Below are 17609 nucleotides of genomic sequence, written 5' to 3' on the forward strand. Positions count from 1 at the left end.
GCGCTTCACTGCTTTCTTTCCGCCATGGAGAAACCGGTGACCTCGGCGCAAGCGACCGCGCTTGCCTGTCTGGACGACATCCAGCCGTCGCTGTCGGCGTGGACGCGGACCATCTTCGATTTCGGCGAGACCGCCTGGCGCGAATACCAGTCGGCGGCCTGGTATGTGGAGCAGTTGAAGCACGAAGGGTTTTCGGTCGAGGAAGGATCGGGCGGCATGCCGACCGCCTTCTGCGCCCACTGGACCAACGGGACCGGCCCGACGATCGGCATGTATGCCGAGTACGACGCGGTACCTGGCAATTGCCAGGATGCGGCGACGGTGAAGCGACCGCGCCCGGGGCTGGGCGAACAGGCCGGCGGCCACACCGATCCGCATTCCGGCCTCGGCATTGCCAGCCTCGGCGGGCTGCTGGCGACCAAGGCTGCGATGCAGCGCCACGGCATATCAGGCACGCTGCGCTTCACCGGCGAGCCGGCGGAGAAGGTGAGGGGATCGAAGCCGATCCATGCCGCGAAGGGCTATTACGATGGGCTGGCGGGCATGATCTCCTTCCATCCTTTTTACATGCTGCCGCTGTGCAACACGGCGCGCTGGGACACGCATTGCGGTGCGGCCTATGCGATGATCTACCGCTTTGTGTGCGACGAACCCGAAAATTGGGTTCGCGCAAGCGATGCAGCACCCATCCCGCAGGCGCATTCGGCAGTCAGGGCGCCCGGCGCCAACGACGCGCTCATGATGATGTATATGGCGTCCAAGGCGCTGCGCGATTCCATGCTGCCGCACCAGGGCGGCTGGTCGATCAGCGAGGCGATCCTGACGGCGGGCCAGGCGACCGCCGACAATCTGCCGGCCGGGCTGGCTGAGATCCAGTACATGATCCGCGTGCCGACGCTTGCCATGGCGGAGCAGGTCACCGCCATGCTCGACCGCAATGCGGAAGCCGCAGCCAGGATGAGCGGCTGCCGCTATGAGCGGCACTGGGTGTCGAAGTCGCGGCCGGGGCTTGCCAACCACGCAATGGCCGGCATTGCCTTCGACGGGCTGGCGGCGGTCGGGCCGCCGTGCTGGGACGAGACGGCCAAGGCGATCGCCCGCGAAATCCAGGTCAATGCCGGGGGCGAGGCGACCGAGGAACCATTCATCGACGAACTGGAGCGGCTGATTGCACCACAGGCGGCCGAGACGCTACTGCGCCACGACCTGCCGCCTTGGCAGCTCAATTCCACCTCCGACGATTACACCGACATGTCGTGGCATACACCGACGGCACGATTCTACGTCGCCCGGCCGGCGCTGCGATCCGAGAACGGCCACGCGTTTCCGTCCTGGGCGATGAATGCGCTGGGCGGCATTTCTGCCACCATCGACCCGATGGTCATCTGCGCCGCAAAGACGGTCGCGCTGGCAGCACTTCGCCTGTTGGAAGACGAGGCTGCGCGCGACGCGGCGATGGATGAATTCGTCACCCGCACCGGCGGCGGCATCGGCGGCTCGAACTGGATCGCGCCGCTCTGCGACTACGATCCGCCGATTGGATTTCGCTGGCCGGAATACATCACCACCCCGCGCGGGCGGGATTGGTGGATACCAAGCAACCAAGCCGCATGATCAACCAAGCCGCCCTTCACGAGGAGAAACCCCATGACCGTCCATGACCGCATCGTCACCGAGCCGTTTTCGCTGCAGCGCCGCAACCCGGCCGGCGGCACCAAGCCGCTGACCGCCTGGGGTTTCGCCAACGAAACCGATGTTCTGACCGACGTGCTGCTCGGCTCGCCGAATTTCCTGCGCCATCTCTCGACCAGCTCGCTGTCGCGCAAGCATCTGCGCGAAGCGCCATGCAACGTCCAGATCGCGCAAGCGCAGCACAAGGATCTGGTCGCCGCCTATGAGCATTTCGGTGTCAACATCCACTGGCACGAGCCGACGCCGGAACTGCCGATGCAGGTCTACTCGCGCGATTCCAGCGTCATGACGCCGTATGGCGCCATCATCACCGCCATGGCCCAGTGGTGGCGGCGCGGCGAGAACTACGCGGCGATCCGCACCTATGAGAAGCTCGGCATCCCGATCTACGACATGGTCACCGCGGGCACGTTCGAGGGCGGCGACTTCAACGTCATCGAGGACGGCGTCGTGCTGATCGGCTGCGGTGGCGCCCGCACGCAGGAGGAGGGCGCGCGCCAAGTGCAGGCCTGGTTCGACAAGGATGGCTGGGAGACCCGCATCGCCTTCATCGACGAATATTATGTCCATATCGACCTGATGGTGGTGCCGATCGCTGAAAAACTGACCGCCGTCTGCCTCGCCTGCACGGAGCCGGGCATCGTCGATTGGCTGAAGGGCAAGGGCCACGAAATCATCGACGTGCCGTTCCAGGATACCATGGCGCTCGGCTGCAACTTCATGTCGCTGGGCAAGGATCGGGTAATCGCGCCGACCTCGAGCCAGACGCTGATCGGTCAGCTCAAGGCGCGCGGCTTCGAGGTGGCGGCCATCGACATGAGCGAGATCTCGAAGACCGGCGGCGGCATTCACTGCATGGCGCAGGCGCTGAAGCGCGAGCCGGCCTGAGGGGCCGGCCTTTAGCCCGGCCGCTTGCGCGAAAGCGCCATTGTCAGCACCGTCGATCCCGCATGGCGCGCGGTACGCGCCTACAGCACGATGAGCTTTCCCTTGCGCAAACGCCGGGCGCAACGATAGACGAGGTCGGCGGCGACCATGTCTTCCATCGCAATGCCCATCGCCTTGTAGGTGGTGATCTGTTGATCCGAAACGCGGCCCGGCGCGCGGTCGAGCAGCATGGCGCCAAGCTCGGTGCCGAAATCCGGGTCGAAGCCGGCAAGCTCGCAAGATCCGACCGGGGTCGGTTTGAATGCATCCTTGGTTTCGACAAAAAGACTGGATCTGCCGATGAGCTCGATCGGCATTTCACCGCCGGGCGGCGCCACCCCGACCGAGGAGACATGCGTGCCCGGCTGGACCCAGCCTGCGTCGATCACCGGCTGGTAGGAGTGGGTCGCCAGGCACACCACGTCGGAACTGCGCACTGCCGTCTCGAGGTCGGCGACCGCCACCACCGACGGATGCAGCCGGGCAAGTGCTGCCGCATCGTCGAAGCTCTTCGAAGCGACACGGATTTCGGCAAAATCGCGCACCAGCGGCAACAGATGCAGGTGCTGGTTGGCCTGCACGCCGGCGCCGACCACTGTCGCTATCCTGGCATCCCGGCGCGCAAGCGCGCGCACCGACAGCACGGCGGAGCCGGAGGTTCGCACCGCGGTTATGAAGGTGCCGTCCATGATGCAGACCGGCAGGCCGGACAGCGGATCGAACAGGCTGATGGTGGCGAGGTGGCTGGGCAGGCCGATTGCCAGGTTGCCTTCGAAGACATTGACGATCTTGACGGTCAGGTTCATGCCCTCCATCCAGGCCGGCATGGCGAGGCTGTAGCCGGCCCCGGGGATGTCGAGTTGTGGTCGGGGTGGATTGACGACCTTGCCTTGTGACAGCGCCTTGAAGCCGTCTTCCAGAACATCGAGAAGCTGGCTGAGGTCGATGCATGCCATCACGTCGGCTTCGCTCAGCACCAGGATCTCGGTCGTTCCCTTGCTGATTTCCGCCGCACTCCTGCCGGCTGGGCTGAACGCTTGTTTGGTCATCCTGCACTCCTGTGGTCGTCGAAATCGGCTCACCGCGTTTGCTTAGGTGAGAGAGGGAAGCGCAGGTTATTGCGACGTTTTATGTGATGAAATACGTTGTTTTTGGCATCTCTGCGTGAAATAAGCACAAAAATCTCTGAGATAGCGTGGATTGTGGAATGGAGGATCTCGACCAGATAGACCGCAGCCTGCTCAGGCTGCTCCAGGAAGACGGCCGTCGGACGACGCTTGATCTTGCCGGGCGCGTCGGGTTGTCGCCGACCGGAACCAGCCAGCGGGTGAAGCGCCTGTTCCGCGACGGGTTCATCACCGCGGTCAGGGCCATGCTCGATCCGCGCAAGGTCGGCCGGGGAACGCTGGTGTTCATCGAGGTCCGGCTTGACCACACGGCGCCTCATGTCTTTGACCGCTTCGCCGAAGCCGTGGCGAAAGCTCCGGAGGTTCTGGAGTGCCACATGGTGGTTGGCGGTTTCGATTATCTGGTCAAGGCGCGGATCGCCGATATGGCGGTGTTCCAGGATTTCCTGCAGCGGGTCATCCTGCCACTGCCCGGCGTGCGCGAAACGCACACTTTCGCCTCCATCGCCGATGTCAAGCCGAACGCCCTGTTGCCGGTGTGATCAGGTGGAGGGGAGGACGCTGCTCAGGGCGACCTGTATCGCGACGTCGCGATTATCGCTCCCCTGGCGCGCCTTCCGGTGCAGAGACGCCGGAGACCCGGCTTTAGCTTTGCTGGGTCAGCAGGTTTGCGTCGCGCGCGAGCCGCCACTCACCATCCGCCTCCTTGCGCAGGAGCGTCAGCGCATATCCCGATCGATGGACCGGCTCGCCATTCGGCGGGGTCGCGGTCATATCGATGCGGCTGCGGATGAAGGCCCAATTGCCGAGAAGCTGTAGTTCCACGATATCGCTCGTGCCGTCGATATGAACGCCGGCCGTCTCCCGCGCGGCTGCCGCGAAGATCTCCTTGTCGAAGGGTTCCCGGCCGGGAACCATGAAGATCGCGTCGTCCGTCATCAAGCTGAGGACGGTCGCGATGTCTCCACGCTTGCTCGCATCCATCCACGTCTCGACCAGCTTTCGGATTGCTTTTTCGTCGCCCGTCATCCGTTACCTCCCTGGCATCTCGCCGTCATCGATGGCGCACGGCGCTCCTCCCTCGCTACTACATAGGGCTTAGATCGCTCTCGTCATCGATTGCAGTGCGTCGCGCCGCGGGTAGCACGGTCCGCGAGCCGGCAGGTTCGCGCCCTCCATGCCTATCGCCAGCCACCGGAGGCGGTGATGCGCTCGCCGGTCAGCCATGACGCTTCGTCGGAGGCGAGGAACACCGCGACGCGGGCGACGTCGTCGGGCAGGCCGAAGCGACCGAGCGGCGTCATGGCTATAATCTGCTTCTCGAATTCGCTGCCGACGATGCCGATGCGCGCGAGGCCCTCGGTATCGATGCCGCCGGGCGCGATGGCGTTGACGCGGATGTTGCGTGCGCCGAGCTCCCGCGACATCGACAGCGTGATCGTGTCCACCGCACCTTTGGTCGCGGCATAGACGAGCGAGTTCGGCTGCGGATTGCGGCTGGCGACCGAGCTTATGTTGATGATGCTGCCGCCGCCCGCGCCAAAATGGTTCACTGCTGCTTGCGTGGTCAGAATGATGCCCAACACATTGGTGTCGAACTCGCGGTGAAACTCGGCCTCGGTAACCGCTTCCAGCGGCTCGAATGCGAAGACTCCGGCATTGTTGACCAGTATGTCGAGCCCGCCAAACTCCAATTTCGCCGCCTCGAACAGGCGGCGCACATCAGCCGCTTGCGACACGTCGCCCTGGACGGCGACGGCGCGGCCGCCACGGTCCTCGATCTCGGCGACGACGCGGTCGGCGCCTTCCCGTGACGAGGCGTAGTTGACGACCACCGCGGCGCCGGCCGTGGCAAGACTCTTGGCGATGGCGGCGCCGATACCCTTGGAGGCGCCGGTGACGATGGCGACCTTGCCGTTCAGCTTGCTCATCAAATCTCTCCTTTGTTGACGATGAGCGGTATTTAATCATGATCGAAACGCGTATTAGGATCATCATGATCCATTCTTTCATGCCTGGAATTCCGGAATGACCACCATCCTCGAAAAGACCGCCGGTCTCGTCGCCTTCGTCCGAACCGTCGATGCCGGCTCTTTCCATGCCGCCAGCCGGCTGGTCGGCTCCAGCCCGTCGGCGGTGTCGAAAAGCGTGGCGCGGCTCGAGCGCCGGCTCGGCGTCAGGCTGATCCAGCGCTCGACGCGTCGGCTCGGGCTCACCAGCGAAGGCCTCGCCTACTACGAGCGCGTGGCGCCACTGCTAAGGGCGCTGGACGATGCCGAAGACATCGTCCAGATGGCCGATACGGCGCGCGGCCTGCTGCGCGTTACAGCGCCGGTCGAAATCGGTCGCGGCCTGATCGCGGCATGGGCGCAAGCGTTCCTTGCGCAGCATGGCGAAGTGAAGGTCGAGCTCAGCGTCACCGACCGTCACGCCGATCTGATCCGCGAAGGCTATGATGTTGCCGTGCGCATGGGGGCGCTGTCGGACACGGGGCTGGTTGCCCGCAAGATCGCCAATCTGCCGATCGTGCTGGTGGCCTCACCGGCCTATGTCGAGCGGCGCGGCCGTCCGGCATCGGTCGAGGATTTACGGGATCATGAATTCGTCCGCCACCAGATGGCTGGCCGGCCTTATCCGGTCACGTTTGCCGACGGTACGATGATCGTGCCGGATGGGCGGCTCGATACCGATGACGGCGGCGCCATCCGCAATGCAGCACTTGCCGGCGCCGGCATCGCGCATCTGATGCGGTTTGCCGTGCAGAACGATCTCGACACGGGTCGCCTGGTCCGCATCCTGCCCGAGGTGGCGATGCCAACCATGCCGGTGCACATCGTCCATGCGTACGGGCGACAGCTGCCGGTCCGGGCGCGGCTGTTCGTCGATTTCCTTGCAGGCCAAATGGCTGCGCTGACGCGATAGGGCAGACGCATGGTCTATGACGCAAACACCCAGCTTTTGCCGGAGACCAACCGTGCCGGCCGTTTGCGCAAGCGAATCACCCTTACCCGAAGCTAGAACGTGATCTTCACTGAATCGGCGCTGCGGTTGGCCGCGCCGTGGTGGACGGCCTCGATGTTGTTGCCGTCGGGGTCGAGCAGGAAGGCGGCGTAATAGCCGGGATGGTAGGATCGTTCGCCGGGCGCGCCATTGTCGGTGCCGCCGCCGTCGAGGCCGGCCCTGTAGAATGCGTCGACCATGGCGCGGTCCTTTGCCTGGAAGGCCAGGTGGTGGCGCCCGGTCAGCTTTCCCAGGGCCGCCGGGCTGTCGGGGCTGGAAATGAACAGCTCGTCGGCCCAGAAATAATCATTGCCGGCGCCACCGATCGGTATGCCGAGCACGTTGAGAACCGCCTCGTAGAAACGACGGCTGGCCTTGAGATCCCTGACCACCAACTGGAGGTGGTCGATGAGACGGCCGCGATGAAGTTCCTGATTTGCCATGCTTGACAGCTCCTGATCGCCGGTTGGAAATCTAGCTTCGAATGGTGCGCGGTCAATCCAGAAAGCCGTGGAATGGCGCCATCACGCCGACTGGATAAAAAATGCAACCGGATTGTCGGATTCAAGACATGTCCAACGTCCTTCGTACGCAAGCGGCTCGGCGGAGCTCGAAAAAGGTCGTGCCGTATCAACGCTTCCGGCATGGGAGAAAAGTGAAATGAGCCTTCCCTATCGTTGGGTTATCGTCGCGGCTGGCGCGCTGATGACCTGTGTCGCCCTCGGGGCGATGTTCTCGCTGGCGATCTTCCTCGAACCGATGGCGCTCGACACACAATGGTCGCGCGCCGGCATATCGAGCGCGATGACGCTGAACTTCCTGGTAATGGGTCTCGGCGGCTTCGCCTGGGGCGCCATTTACGACCGCTTCGGCGCCCGCATCGTCGTCATGACCGGCGCCGTGCTGCTCGGCCTGGCGCTGGTCCTCGCCAGCCGCACCGGTTCGCTGCTCGTTTTCCAGTTGGCCTACGGCGTGCTCGTCGGCCTCGCGGCAAGTGCCTTCTTCGCGCCGATGATCGCGCTGACCTCCGCCTGGTTCGATACGAACCGCAGCCTTGCCGTCTCGCTGGTCTCGGCCGGCATGGGCGTGGCGCCAATGACCATCTCGCCGTTCGCCCGCTGGCTGATTTCGGCCTACGACTGGCGCACCGCGATGTTCGACATCGGCATAACCGCGTGGGTGCTGCTACTGCCGGCCGCGCTTCTGGTGCGCCAGCCGCCCCAACCCGCTGCCGACAGCGCTACCCCAAGCGTTGCCGCCGAGGGTGCCGGCATGACGGTTCCGCAGGCGCTGCGCTCGCCGCAATTCATCGTGTTGGGACTGACCTTCTTTGCCTGCTGCGCGGCGCATTCCGGGCCGATCTTCCACATGGTGAGCTATGCGATGCTGTGCGGCATAGCGCCGATGGCGGCGGTCAGCATCTACAGCATCGAGGGCCTGGCAGGGCTGGGTGGCCGGCTGCTTTACGGCGTGCTTGCCGATCGGCTGGGCGTCAAGCCGGTGCTGATCACCGGGCTGGCCATACAGGCCGTGGTCATCGCAGCCTATCTTGCGGTCAGCGAGCTTGGTCAATTCTACACGCTCGCCGTCATCTTCGGCGCCACCTATGGCGGCGTCATGCCGCTCTATGCGGTGCTGGCGCGGGAATATTTCGGCCAGCGCATCCTCGGTACGGTGTTCGGTGCAGTAACCATGCTGTCCAGCCTCGGCATGGCTTTCGGCCCGCTCGCCGGCGGCATGGTGTTCGATGCCTATGCCAGCTATTCCTGGCTGTTCATCGGCTCGGCCCTTGTCGGGCTTGGCGCGATGGCGATTGCGATCGCCTTCCCGCCGCTGCCGCGCAGGGAGTTGCAACCGGCTTAAAGCAGGATCGGCGGAAAAGGGCGGCCGCTTGGATGGCAAGCGGCCGCGATCCAAAAATAGCTGGCAGTGTTTGTTCGGCATTATGAAACGCGAATTGCTATGCCCGCAGAGGCACCACCTCGGCGCCGTCAAGCGTGTAGCGCGCATAGCGGAAATCGCGAATTCTCGCCAATCTGTCGCCGGCCCATTCCAGCAGGATAAAGTATTTTAGCCCTCCGGCCGAGTCGTCCGGATCGATCACAAGAATGGCTGGCTGCCGATCCACCAGGCCTGGAAGCAGCCGCCAATCGTGGATACCCGCGTAATTATGGAAGTACCGGCCCACTTTCGTGCGGCCGCTCGCCCGGAGCCGGTTGACGAGGTCAAGCCGGACGTCCTCGGCCAGCATGTCGCGGATCGCATCGAAGTCGCGGGCGTTGAACCGCTCCACGTAGGCTGCCAGACGCGCCCGCTCGGGCTCGGCCAACACCGGCACAGGCCGATCGTCAGGCTCGCCGGAGACTTCGCGCAGGCGCAAACGGCCGCGATGCAGTGCGGCTTTCACCGCCGGAACGCTGCTGTCGATAATGTTGCCGATCTCTTCGATCGTATAGCCGAGCACATCCATGAGGATGACGCTGCTACGCTGCGCCGCGGGCAGGCGCATGAAAGTCTGCAGGCTTGCGGCTGCAGTGTGTCGACCCTCGGCCGACATACCGGGGTCAGGGATCATATCGATATCCTCAACGACATGCGCGGCATCCAACCTGGCACGACGGCGTAGGTGGTCGAGCGCGGCATTGTGCGCGATGCGAAACAGCCAGCCCTCGACATTGGCTATCGGCCCGGTCCCGGGGAACGCCTCGAGCGCCTTGACCGTAGCTTCCTGGACGACATCCTCGGCATCGATCACCGAACCGGTCATGCGGGCACAATAGCGGTGCAGTTTCGGCCGCAATTCGCCGAGCAGCCGGTCAAATGGCTCCCGTCCTTCTGGGGTGCCGGTTGCGGATCCGGTCATCGCACAAGGATCAATTTCATGCGTATCTCCCAGGCAGGGCGCCCGTCATCAGGCGCAGCGTCTTATAGACGCTCGACGATGGCAAAAGGATTCGGTCGAAAAAACTTTCTCTAGCTGGAATCCTTTGATGGTTCCTACGCGTCTCTGGATCACGGGCCCGTAACCTGGCGGGCCCTTTGTTCAAGCCGGAGGCGCCATAGTCATGAGCAAGCAAAGTGCGGGATCAACGAAGGTCTGGGTTCTCGCCCTCACGTCGATAGGCTCCTTGATGGTCGTTCTCGATGCGATGGTTGTGGCGACGGCATTGAGCACGATGCGGGTCGAGCTCGATGCCTCGCTGGAGACGCTGCAATGGACGATGAACGCCTATAATTTGAGTTTTGCCGTCCTGCTCATGACCGGGGCTGCGCTCGGTGACCGGTTCGGCCGCCGCCGTACGCTCGTTGCCGGATTGGCGTTGTTCGTCGCAGCGTCGGTTGCCTGCGCGCTCGCCGGCAATGCCGGATTGCTGATTGCGGCCCGTGCGATCCAGGGCGCAGGTGCCGCAATGGTCATGCCGCTGGCCATGGCGCTGCTGAGCGTCGCTTTTCCCCCGGAGGAGCGAGGCAAGGCGCTGGGTATCTTCAGCAGCATCACCGGCCTGGCCCTGATCATCGGCCCGATGGCGGGCGGTGCGATTTCCGAAGGGCTCTCCTGGCACTGGATCTTCTGGCTCAATGTCCCGGTCGGTATCGTTCTCATTCCGCTGGTGCTGCGTCGGATTCCGGAGAGTCACGGGCCGGGCACGGCAATCGATGTCCTCGGCGTCGTCCTGGTAACCGCGGCGGCATTTGGAGTGGTCTGGGGTCTGATGCGCGGCAACATTGTGGGCTGGAGCAGCTCTGAAGTGCTGACGGCGCTGACGGCCGGGCTGCTTTTCGCCATCGCGTTCGTCCTTTGGCAGCTGCGTACCCGTGAGCCCATGCTGCCTTTGCGGTTCTTTCGGGCGCGCGTATTCTCCTCGGGCGTAGGGGCGAACTTCCTGCTTTGCGCCGCCATGTATGGCCTCGTGTTCCTGTTGCCGCAGTTTCTGCAGTTTGCCCAGAGCCGTGAGCCGCTCGGCGCCGGCATGGGATTGCTGCCTTGGACCGCGACGCTTTTCGTGGTCGCACCGATCTCCGGCAGCCTGATCAACCGCGTCGGCGAGCGCTGGCTTGTCGTGGCCGGACTGATCCTGCAAGCGGCTGGAATGGCCTGGCTGGCGCAGATCGCCGCACCTGATCTGCCCTACGTCCAGCTAGTCGCCCCACTGATCATTACCGGTGCCGGCGTGTCGATGGCAATGCCTGCCGCGCAGAACGCGGTTCTCAATGCGGTCGCCCTGCCGGAGGTCGGCAAGGCTGCCGGCACGTTCAACACATTCCGCTTCCTCGGCGGCGTATCCGGGATCGCGATCGCCGGTGCGGTGTTCGCCGGCACTGGAAGCTTCTCGTCCACCGACGCGTTCAGCGATGGCTTCACCTCGGCAATCGACGTCTCCGCTCTGCTCTCGCTCGCCGGCGCGCTCGTCGGATTGGGGCTCCCGGAGCGTCGCGCAGTGGTGCTCGCGAATGCCAGCAAGGAGGCGTAACTCGGAGGCGGGAAGCTTGCGCTTGCTCCCACTGTTGTCGCGTTAACAGCAGCCGCGCCAGCGCAGCAAAAAGGTCGCCGAGCGTCGGTTGCCGGCCGGTCCTGTGGGGGGCATCTGTGTCCAGATCCAGATCTTGCGCGCCCGTGATGGCGGCGAACATGCTGCATCGCAGCACCCTGCCGCCGATATCGGCGGGCCAAGGGAGTGCGAGAAAATCGTCAAGAATGGATAATTCAGGCTGTTTCCTGCGGTTTTTTGGCTTTTATTAGCCGCGCCTCACGTTCCTGTTTCAAATGTGTCAACTTTTTGTGTTGCGTTGCACAATGATGGCCCTATTCTGCGCAAGGGGGGCGCTTCCGATTGGAAATGCGCCGTGAACGACGCCGCCATGTTGACCGATTGGCAGTTTCGCCGTCCCGCCGGCGTACGCCGCTAATGGGAAATGCGCGCGACACCCAATTGGACGCGCTGAGGGCCATCGCCGTGACGATGGTGCTGTACTCCCATTTCTTCGCGGCTGGAGGGTCCTCGTTCTGGGGCCATATCGGCGTGCGTCTGTTCTTCGTGCTGAGCGGCTTTCTGATCACCCGCCTGCTCCTCGAAGCCCGCTCGACCGCCGAATTCGAAACCGGACCGGCGCTGAGATCCTTCTATATCAGGCGGGCGCTGCGGATATTCCCGCCCTATTTCGCCGTGCTGGGTTTCGTCTGGCTGGTGGACCTGGAGCAGTCTAGAGGATCACTGGTCTGGCATGCGTTCTATCTGTCGAATTTCTGGTACGCGGCGCAGAATGAATGGACGCCCTGGCTGCTCTGCCATTTCTGGAGCCTGAGCATCGAGGAGCAGTTCTATATCGTCTGGCCGCTGATCGTCCTGCTGGCGCCGCGCCGGCGCCTGGAATCGATCTGCATCGGCGTTATCGTGCTGTCGCTGGCCTATCGGTTTTATTGGCCGATCGCTGGAACGCCGGGTTTGGCACGCGACCTGCTGCCGCCGGCGTCGATGGACGCATTGGCGTCAGGCGCGCTGCTTGCCGCCTACCGGTCAAGAACAGCCGGCTTGCCGCAATGGCTTCGAAATGGCTGGCCGGGGCTCGCTGTGGCGTTTTTCGTTCTGCAGTGGTTTGCGCCGGCGCCGGCAAATCCGGTGCAGGAATGGGGCCTCTGGCTGCTGTTGCAGATACTGCCTCTCGTACCGCTGGTGGTCATCGTTGCAAGCTGTTCGACAGGGGTTGGCGGCTATATCGGAAAACTTCTCGAACTGCCGCCGCTGCTTGGCCTTGGCCGCATCAGCTACGGCGTCTATCTCTACCATCCGATAGTGCTGGCGCTGGTCGTCAAATCGCAGCCGTGGATCCCGCTCAACGTCTCGGAACAAGGGCCGGGACGGTTCCTGGTCGCGGGAACTGCGACGCTCATGCTGGCCTCGGTCTCGTGGCTGCTTTTCGAGAAGCCGCTCAACAGCCTCAAACGCCACTTCCCCTATGTTGCTCGAAAGGGCCGCGGCGCCATCCCGGCAGGCATCGACGTGGGCAATGCCGGATGGCTCGCGGCGGGAGCATATCCGGGCAGGCCGCTCGATGGCGCATCACGCTTCCCCCGCAAGCTGCAGCGAACCGATCGGAGCTGATCATGGCTGCTCCCTTGGTGTCCGTCGTGCTGCCGATCTACAATGCCGGACCTTATCTCGCCGCTGCGCTGGGCAGCATCCTGCGGCAGGATTACGAGCGTCTGGAGGTCATCGCCATCGATGACGGCTCGACCGACAACTCGCTGCAGATCCTGCAGAAATACCGCCAGGCCGACAGCCGCATCTCGATCATCTCACGCGAAAACCGCGGCCTGATCGCAACTTTGAACGAAGGCCTGGCCGTGGCGCGCGGCGATCTGGTCGCCAGGATGGACGCCGACGACATCGCCTATCCCCAGCGCCTGTCGCGGCAGGTCGCGCTGTTCAACCAGCAGCCTGACCTCGCTCTATGCGGCGCGGGTTTCGATACCTTGCTCGGCAACCGCGTCGTCAGGGGTTCGCCCGATCCGATATTCCAGGACAATCCGCTGCGTATATTGTCGATGTTCTTCACGATCTTCATGCATTCCACCGTGGTATACAACAGGAATGTCATAGAAGAAGATGTTCTATATTACGATACCAGCTACAAGCATGCCGAGGATTTCGACCTGTTCAGGCGGCTGACCGACCGCTACCCGGCGGCCATGAGCCCCGAAAGCCTGATCGCCTATCGTATCCATGACGACAGCGTGACCAACAGGCACAAGCGCGAAATGCGCAGGACGCATTTGAAGATCGTCGCCGAGAACCTTGAGCGCGAAGGGCTCGTACAAGAGACGCAGGACCTCCGCGGCATCGGTGAAGTCCTGTCGATGGACACGGTTCGCCGTGCCGCCGAATGGATCCTTTCGCTTGAAGAAAGGATTGCCGCGCTGCCGGCCGAGACGAGGCCGAGCTACCAGGCTGGCACGCTGAACCTGTTCTATTTCCTCTATCAGCTGATATCGGGGGAAAGACAGCCGCTGCTGATGCACGAATTCCTGACGCGGACGGCGAAATGGAAACTCATCCGGCGGCGCGAGCAGTACGTGTTTCGCACCGGTGCCTTCGCGCCGCGTTTCAGTCTCGCCTCGATGTCGGTCACCAGGCAGGTGGATGCCCTGTCGCGGTATCTGCAATCCGTGCCGGCCGCGGCGGTTTTGCCTTCGAACCAGTTGAGCTAGCAGCGCATGTTCGTCAAATCCCATCAGCTCCAGCAGCGCGGCCGCTCGACGGTGCCGGCGGCCATGTCGCCCCGGCCGCAGCACGGGCCGGCACCGGAGGTCAGCTTCATTGTCTGCACACGCGACCGCGTCAACGTGCTCGAGCCTTGCATAAAGTCGATCCAGGCCGCGTGCCGCGCCTACGCTGCCTTCTCTGCCGAACTGGTGGTTGTCGACAACGGTTCCACCGACTGCACAGCAGAGCGGCTGGCCAGCATCGCCGAACTTTCGGACATTCCGTTCACGGCTATTCGCGAACCGCGACCTGGACTGGCGGCCGCGCGCAATGCCGGGCTCGAGCGCGCGCGGGGCCGCGTGCTGGTCTTCGTCGATGACGATTGCGCGGTCCACAAGGATTATCTGCGCGATCTGCAGCGGCACTATGCGGCCGGCGAACGGGTCATCCGCGGCGGCCGCGTCGAGATCGGCGATCCCCGCGACCTGCCGTTCACGATCAAGCGGTCGTCGGTGCGCGCGCGGCTTACCCCAGACGTCCATCCCGGCGGCTTCGTGCTTGGCTGCAACATGACGATGCACCGCGATGTTGCAGCCCGCATCGGCCGTTTCGACGAACGGTTCGGCGCCGGCGGCCCGCTGCGCTCCGCCGAGGATACGGACTATCTCGTGCGGGCGGTGCTGCTCGGCATTCCGGTCGAATATGTGCCCGACATGACCATCTATCACCATCACGGCCGGCGCGACCGCAAGGCCATCGAAAAGCTGCACCGCGACTACAGCATGGGCAATGGCGGGCTTTGCCTGAAACATATCCGCCACGCGCCGTGGCTGCTTCGCCATTTCTACTGGTCTATGAGGGCGGCCTTACGCGAACTGAGGAAAGGCCCTCTGTTCGACCGCGAACTCAAGCTGTCGCACTGGCCGATCGTCGGCATGAATTTGCTCGGCGCGGCCAAGTTCGCGGTGCTTTTGCTGGCGAAATCGCCGCAACCGGCGCAAATGCGACAGGAGCAACAGGCAAATGCCGAGGCGAGGTGATCCGCCACCATGCGATTGATGCCGCCCAGCCTGCCGATGCTGCGCCGCGCGCTCGGAAGAAAGCAGTTGCGCCTGCTTCCTGCCGTGGTGGTGCTCGGGCTGCTCAGCGCCGCGCTTGAAGGTTTTGGTATCGGCCTGATCATTCCGTTGCTGAACATAATCATGGGGCAACAGGGGCAGACCGGCATGGCTGGCTTCTCCGCCGTCTTCCAGCATGTCGGATCGAGCTTGAGCGAGCGCGACCGGCTGATCGTCATTTCGGTCGCCATCCTCGGCTCGATCGTGCTGAAGAACCTGTTCGCCTTTGCCAACACGCTGCTGACCACCTTCATCTACGGCAAGGCAAGCCATTCGATCCGCAGCGCGCTGTCGGAGCAGCTGCTGCGGGTGGGCTACCCGTTCTTCCTGCAGCAAAGCCCCGGACGGCTGCTCAACATCATCTCCAACGAATCCTGGCGGGCCTCGGATGCCATCCAGATCACGCTGGGAGCAATCGTCAACGCGTCGGCCGCAATCATCCTCCTGACCTTCCTGCTGCTCCTGTCGTGGCAGATGACGCTGCTGGTGACGCTCGGGCTGGCGCTGGTCCAGGTCGCGCACGCCGTGCTGTCGGCCAATCTGAAGGCGCCGAGCCGCAGCGTCGCCTCCCGCAACAGCCAGCTCGCATCGCAGATGCTGCATCTGGTGCATGCCGGGCGGCTGATCCGCATTTTTGGCCAGGAGCAACGCGAGAAAGCGGCTTTCGACCAGGCATCCGACGCGGTGCGCCGGGCGGCCTTCGTGCTTTTAACCCGCCAGGGAGCGTTGCCGCCGCTGACCGAGGTTCTGCACGCCATGCTGTTCCTGGCGGTGGTGATCGGCGCCTGGTTCGCCAATGTTTCCTTCCCGCTGATCGTCGCCTTCGTCATCCTGCTCTACCGGCTGCAGCCCTACATGCGGTCGCTGCAAATGGCCTGGAGCCAGCTGCAGGGCCTGAGCGGATCGCTGGAAGAGGTGACGTGGATGCTGGACCCGTCCGACAAGCCCCAGCCGCCGCAAGGCAGCGCAGCGTTCCCCGGGCTCAGCCAAGGCATCAAGTTCGAGGACGTCACCTTTACCTATTCCGGCTCGGAGCAGCGCGCGGTGGTGCTGCATGCGGCGAGTTTCGATATCGGTAGCGGCCGCTCGACCGCGCTGATCGGCCGGTCGGGCGCCGGCAAGACGACGATCGTCAACCTTTTGTGCCGCTTCGTCGAACCGGATAGCGGCAGGATTCTCGTTGATGGATCGCCTCTGGACCGCATCGACCCCAGCCAATGGCGAAAGCACATCGCGCTCGCCAGCCAGGAGCTGGAGCTGGTCGACGGCACGATTTTCGACAACATCATCTACGGCCAGGACGCGGCCTCGGCCGATGACGCCGAGCGCGCGGCAAAACTGGCCGAAGCGCATGGCTTCATCGAGCAACTGCCGCAGGGTTACTGGACGGTCGTCGGCTATCGTGGCGTCAATCTCTCGGCGGGACAGCGGCAGCGGATCGCGCTGGCCAGGGCCCTGGTGCGCGATCCCGATATCCTCATCCTCGACGAAGCCACCAATGCGGTGGACGGCCTGTCGGAAGCGGCAATCGTCGAGACGCTCAAGTCGCGCGCCGGCCGTCGCACCACCATCGTCATCAGCCATCATCGCAGCACCATCTCGTTCTGCGACGACGTCGTGATCCTGAGCCACGGCCGCGTGAAAAAGCAGGCACCCTTCGCCGCCCTGGCGACGCTCAGCATGGACGAGCTTTACCAGCACGAGGCGCTGGAAGGCTGAGGGCGACCCCGCTGCATGCGCGCGCTGGGAGGTCGTCTCGGATGTCAAGCCAGGTCAAGCATCTCAGGGGCGAGGAAGACCTCCGCCATACGTCTCTACGGGATTTCTGGGATGATGAGTGATCCCGAGCTTACCCGCTTTCCATCTGGAGCGTACCGAACCAAGGGTCCGCCTGCCAAATCCAGCAATGGCAGGCGGACCCTAATCAGCGCATGAAGGGACTGATTCTGCGCCGATGTCTCCTCGAGGAGGTGACGCCATCAACTGAAGACGGGCGCAGTTGTTCCCGACGCCGGCCGTACACAAGACCATTGCGCAGGCAGGTCAGACTTAGGTCCCTGTAAACGCGCATCGCTGGCTGGAGTGAACATCGGATCGGCTCGGTGGTAGCGAAACTTCGGCCGGAGATAGATGCAGCCATTGGGTTCCGGGGCATGACCGGCTCGGCGCTGATGATGGGCGGCGATCGATCCCCGCACGACTGATGCCGAGGGGCGCTTGCAGTCCTGCGGAATACGCATCCACCGGCGCCAGTGAAGTTGTCCAAGCGGTACGGGCTCAGCGGTCGTCAAGCTGTTGCTAATATGCAGCACAGGCAGCGCTCTATGAACGGGGTCGCTTGGAACCGCTACCTCCGACCAACCGTTAGTGTCACAATGACAAACCAAAAAGTGAGGCTGATGATGGACCCGATGCAAAACAACACGTTGGAGATCTGGTGTCTTGCGGCCGTTCCGCAGATAGTGTGCTGAAGGTTCTGCAAAAAGTTTTGGAGAGAGAACGGCGCTTGCTCTGAGGGGCGAGCGGCCATGGCACGGTGGTGA

Annotated in this window: 16 protein-coding genes; 10 read left to right on the forward strand and 6 right to left on the reverse strand. The window is 63.6% G+C overall.

The window, feature by feature from the left end; all coding sequences use genetic code 11:
* Nucleotides 1-24: 24 nt before the first annotated feature.
* Together NKI52_RS21830 and NKI52_RS21835 are read left to right on the forward strand one after the other, a co-directional pair.
* Nucleotides 25-1614, forward strand: a complete 1590-nt coding sequence (locus tag NKI52_RS21830; RefSeq protein ID WP_352699500.1) for a zinc-binding metallopeptidase family protein — start codon at nucleotides 25-27, stop codon at nucleotides 1612-1614.
* Between the two features lie 33 nt (nucleotides 1615-1647).
* Nucleotides 1648-2580, forward strand: coding sequence for a dimethylarginine dimethylaminohydrolase family protein (locus NKI52_RS21835; protein ID WP_352455436.1), 933 nt, complete (start codon nucleotides 1648-1650; stop codon nucleotides 2578-2580).
* An 80-nt stretch (nucleotides 2581-2660) separates the two neighbouring features.
* Here the strand turns inward: NKI52_RS21835 and NKI52_RS21840 are convergent, their stop codons facing one another.
* Entirely contained in the window at nucleotides 2661-3668 is a 1008-nt protein-coding gene (locus NKI52_RS21840) for an ornithine cyclodeaminase family protein (RefSeq protein WP_352569118.1), read from the reverse strand.
* A gap of 158 nt (nucleotides 3669-3826) precedes the next feature.
* On the opposite strand from NKI52_RS21840, the gene NKI52_RS21845 reads away from it, so the two are divergent.
* Nucleotides 3827-4288 carry an Lrp/AsnC family transcriptional regulator gene (locus tag NKI52_RS21845; RefSeq protein ID WP_352587169.1) on the forward strand — a complete coding sequence of 154 codons (462 nt, stop codon included), beginning with the start codon at nucleotides 3827-3829 and terminating at the stop codon, nucleotides 4286-4288.
* A 103-nt stretch (nucleotides 4289-4391) separates the two neighbouring features.
* Here the strand turns inward: NKI52_RS21845 and NKI52_RS21850 are convergent, their stop codons facing one another.
* Together NKI52_RS21850 and NKI52_RS21855 are read right to left on the reverse strand one after the other, a co-directional pair.
* On the reverse strand, nucleotides 4392-4775 hold the full coding sequence (locus tag NKI52_RS21850) for a YybH family protein (protein WP_352699485.1): 384 nt from the start codon (nucleotides 4773-4775) through the stop codon (nucleotides 4392-4394).
* Between the two features lie 152 nt (nucleotides 4776-4927).
* Nucleotides 4928-5677 (reverse strand): SDR family NAD(P)-dependent oxidoreductase, encoded by a 750-nt coding sequence (locus tag NKI52_RS21855; RefSeq protein ID WP_023677277.1) that lies wholly within the window; start codon nucleotides 5675-5677, stop codon nucleotides 4928-4930.
* Nucleotides 5678-5774: 97 nt separating this feature from the next.
* On the opposite strand from NKI52_RS21855, the gene NKI52_RS21860 reads away from it, so the two are divergent.
* Nucleotides 5775-6668, forward strand: a complete 894-nt coding sequence (locus NKI52_RS21860; RefSeq protein WP_023677278.1) for a LysR family transcriptional regulator — start codon at nucleotides 5775-5777, stop codon at nucleotides 6666-6668.
* A 92-nt stretch (nucleotides 6669-6760) separates the two neighbouring features.
* Here the strand turns inward: NKI52_RS21860 and NKI52_RS21865 are convergent, their stop codons facing one another.
* Nucleotides 6761-7189: a VOC family protein gene (locus NKI52_RS21865; protein ID WP_352699487.1), complete on the reverse strand. Its 429-nt coding sequence runs from the start codon at nucleotides 7187-7189 to the stop codon at nucleotides 6761-6763.
* Between the two features lie 217 nt (nucleotides 7190-7406).
* Between NKI52_RS21865 and NKI52_RS21870 the strand changes: the two genes are divergently transcribed.
* Entirely contained in the window at nucleotides 7407-8609 is a 1203-nt protein-coding gene (locus NKI52_RS21870) for an MFS transporter (protein ID WP_352569124.1), read from the forward strand.
* A 97-nt stretch (nucleotides 8610-8706) separates the two neighbouring features.
* On the opposite strand, the gene NKI52_RS21875 is transcribed toward NKI52_RS21870, so the two are convergent.
* The gene (locus tag NKI52_RS21875) at nucleotides 8707-9609 is read right to left on the reverse strand and encodes a sigma-70 family RNA polymerase sigma factor (RefSeq protein ID WP_352690803.1); all 903 of its coding nucleotides are present in this window, start codon (nucleotides 9607-9609) and stop codon (nucleotides 8707-8709) included.
* A 202-nt stretch (nucleotides 9610-9811) separates the two neighbouring features.
* On the opposite strand from NKI52_RS21875, the gene NKI52_RS21880 reads away from it, so the two are divergent.
* The 5 genes from NKI52_RS21880 to NKI52_RS21900 all read left to right on the forward strand — a co-directional run bounded on the left by NKI52_RS21880 (nucleotide 9812) and on the right by NKI52_RS21900 (nucleotide 16785).
* Nucleotides 9812-11218: a DHA2 family efflux MFS transporter permease subunit gene (locus tag NKI52_RS21880; RefSeq protein ID WP_352699489.1), complete on the forward strand. Its 1407-nt coding sequence runs from the start codon at nucleotides 9812-9814 to the stop codon at nucleotides 11216-11218.
* A 435-nt stretch (nucleotides 11219-11653) separates the two neighbouring features.
* Nucleotides 11654-12847, forward strand: coding sequence for an acyltransferase family protein (locus NKI52_RS21885; RefSeq protein ID WP_352621374.1), 1194 nt, complete (start codon nucleotides 11654-11656; stop codon nucleotides 12845-12847).
* A 2-nt stretch (nucleotides 12848-12849) separates the two neighbouring features.
* Nucleotides 12850-13953 (forward strand): glycosyltransferase family 2 protein, encoded by a 1104-nt coding sequence (locus NKI52_RS21890; protein WP_352587150.1) that lies wholly within the window; start codon nucleotides 12850-12852, stop codon nucleotides 13951-13953.
* A 6-nt stretch (nucleotides 13954-13959) separates the two neighbouring features.
* On the forward strand, nucleotides 13960-14988 hold the full coding sequence (locus tag NKI52_RS21895) for a glycosyltransferase family 2 protein (protein WP_502897785.1): 1029 nt from the start codon (nucleotides 13960-13962) through the stop codon (nucleotides 14986-14988).
* 9 nt (nucleotides 14989-14997) lie between these two features.
* Nucleotides 14998-16785, forward strand: a complete 1788-nt coding sequence (locus NKI52_RS21900) for an ABC transporter ATP-binding protein (protein ID WP_352645515.1) — start codon at nucleotides 14998-15000, stop codon at nucleotides 16783-16785.
* A 628-nt stretch (nucleotides 16786-17413) separates the two neighbouring features.
* On the opposite strand, the gene NKI52_RS21905 is transcribed toward NKI52_RS21900, so the two are convergent.
* A partial coding sequence (locus NKI52_RS21905; protein ID WP_352699491.1) for a hypothetical protein occupies nucleotides 17414-17609 on the reverse strand: 196 nt, incomplete at its 5' end.

It is taken from the genome of Mesorhizobium sp. M0590, from assembly GCF_040320905.1.
Classification (GTDB): Bacteria; Pseudomonadota; Alphaproteobacteria; order Rhizobiales; family Rhizobiaceae; genus Mesorhizobium.